Origin of the sequence: Paramuribaculum intestinale (assembly GCF_003024925.1) — a bacterium.
Classification (GTDB): Bacteria; Bacteroidota; Bacteroidia; order Bacteroidales; family Muribaculaceae; genus Paramuribaculum; species Paramuribaculum intestinale.
This window is the reverse complement of the sequence record NZ_PUED01000323.1, coordinates 1-1,663: the sequence shown is the minus strand read 5'-3', so window position 1 is coordinate 1,663 and position 1,663 is coordinate 1. Positions and strand designations below refer to the sequence as shown.

Annotated in this window: 2 protein-coding genes; both read left to right on the top strand. The window is 56.5% G+C overall.

The window, feature by feature from the left end:
• Positions 1-86 precede the first annotated feature (86 nt).
• Complete coding sequence (locus tag C5O24_RS13190; protein WP_107035793.1) at positions 87-1,091, top strand: FAD:protein FMN transferase; 1,005 nt, start codon at positions 87-89, stop codon at positions 1,089-1,091.
• Positions 1,088-1,585 (top strand): GNAT family N-acetyltransferase, encoded by a 498-nt coding sequence (locus tag C5O24_RS13185; protein ID WP_107035792.1) that lies wholly within the window; start codon positions 1,088-1,090, stop codon positions 1,583-1,585. Before C5O24_RS13190 ends, C5O24_RS13185 begins: the two co-directional genes overlap by 4 nt.
• Positions 1,586-1,663: the final 78 nt, after the last annotated feature.

The window sequence follows — 1,663 nt, the reverse complement described above, 5'->3', positions numbered from 1 at the left end:
ACTTATGGGATATAAACAATCGGTTTTGGCAAATGTAACCATAATCCGGGGATTTTTATGTAATTTTGACAGAAATTTTCAGAATCATGAAACATTTTTCATTGTCGGCACTGATTATCACTATAACAGCAGGCTTGACCGTATGCACCGGTAGCTGCGACTCACGCCGCTGGCGTTCGACGCAGGGATGTGTCTGGTCCACGACGTATCATGTGACATACCGCGGGAAGAATGACCTTTCGGACTCTATTCTGGCGACAATGAGCCGCGTGGAGAAATCGCTGTCGCCATTCGACAAAGGATCGGTCATTAGCCTGATCAACCGCAACGAGAGCGACCGTTGTGACTCGCTGGTAGCCATTGTGACCGCCGCCTCACGGAGGGTGTGGAGCGCAAGCGGCGGTAAATTCGACCCGACGGTAGCCCCTGCGGTCAATCTGTGGGGGTTCGGTTATGAAACAGCCTGCGGCGAGCCTACGGATGATGCGATAGACAGCGTCAGAGCCATCGTCGGCATGGACCGGTGCATGGTTGCCGACGGACGGATGATAAAGAAGGACAGCCGCACACAGTTCAATTTCAGCGCCATCACCAAAGGGCTCGGCTGCGACGAGGTGGCAGCCATGATGAGGCGCAACGGCGTCGACGACTTTATGGTGGAGATCGGAGGCGAGATCACCCTCGGAGGCAGTAATCCGGCAAGAGAGAAGTGGCACATAATGATCGACATGCCGACTGAAAGCACGGCCGATGAAACACGCAGCGGACTGACCACAATAGCCGTCACAGGCTGCGGGATCGCCACCTCGGGCAACTACCGCAACTATCGCGACACCCCCGGCGGCCGCATAGGCCACACGATAGATCCGCTGACGTGCCGACCGGTGAAAAGCACCACCATTTCGGCCACCGTGATAGCCCCCGACGCCATGACGGCCGACGCTCTGGCCACAGCCTGCATGGCCATGGAAGCAAAAGCGGCAATGGCCATGATAGAGCGTGAACATGATGCCGAGGCCATGATTGTGACGGCCGACAGCACAGCCGCCAATGGAATGAAAATCATGTCAAGCAAAGGTTTTCCGCTATGATCAGCATAAGAAAATACCGGCCCGACGACGCCGGACGGATCACAGAGATTTACAATCACTACATAACGCATACAACCATCACCTTTGAGACCGAACCGCTTACAGTGGAGGAGATGAGTGCCCGGCTCGACAGCATAGCCGCCGAATATCCTCTGCTGGTGGCGGAGGATGCCGACGGCTGCATCGCAGGATATGCCTATGCCCACCAGTGGAAACAGAGCCGGGCTTATCGTCCGACTGCCGAAACGACGCTATACGTCGACAGCCGTCATCAAGGCCACGGCACAGGCACCGCCCTGCTGCGCCGACTCATAGAGGAGTGTCGCTGCGATGCTTCTCTTCATGCTCTGATAGCATGCATAACCGCAGACAACGCTATAAGCCGGCGTCTCCACGAACGTGAAGGCTTCCTGCCGGTGTCGGAGTTCAAGGCCGTGGGTCTGAAATTCGGACGCCGGCTCGACGTGGTCGACTACGAGCTTATCGTGGGATAATGCCGAGTCGCGGGTACGCCCGCGACAAATTTCACAATTGCACCCGCGACAAACGCCCGCACGGACATGGCTTCAGGC

Excerpts from the sequence above, each read along its gene's own strand:
- C5O24_RS13190 (WP_107035793.1), top strand. The coding sequence starts at position 87 with ATGAAACATTTTTCATTGTCGGCACTGATTATCACTATAACAGCAGGC.
- C5O24_RS13185 (WP_107035792.1), top strand. The coding sequence starts at position 1,088 with ATGATCAGCATAAGAAAATACCGGCCCGACGACGCCGGACGGATCACA.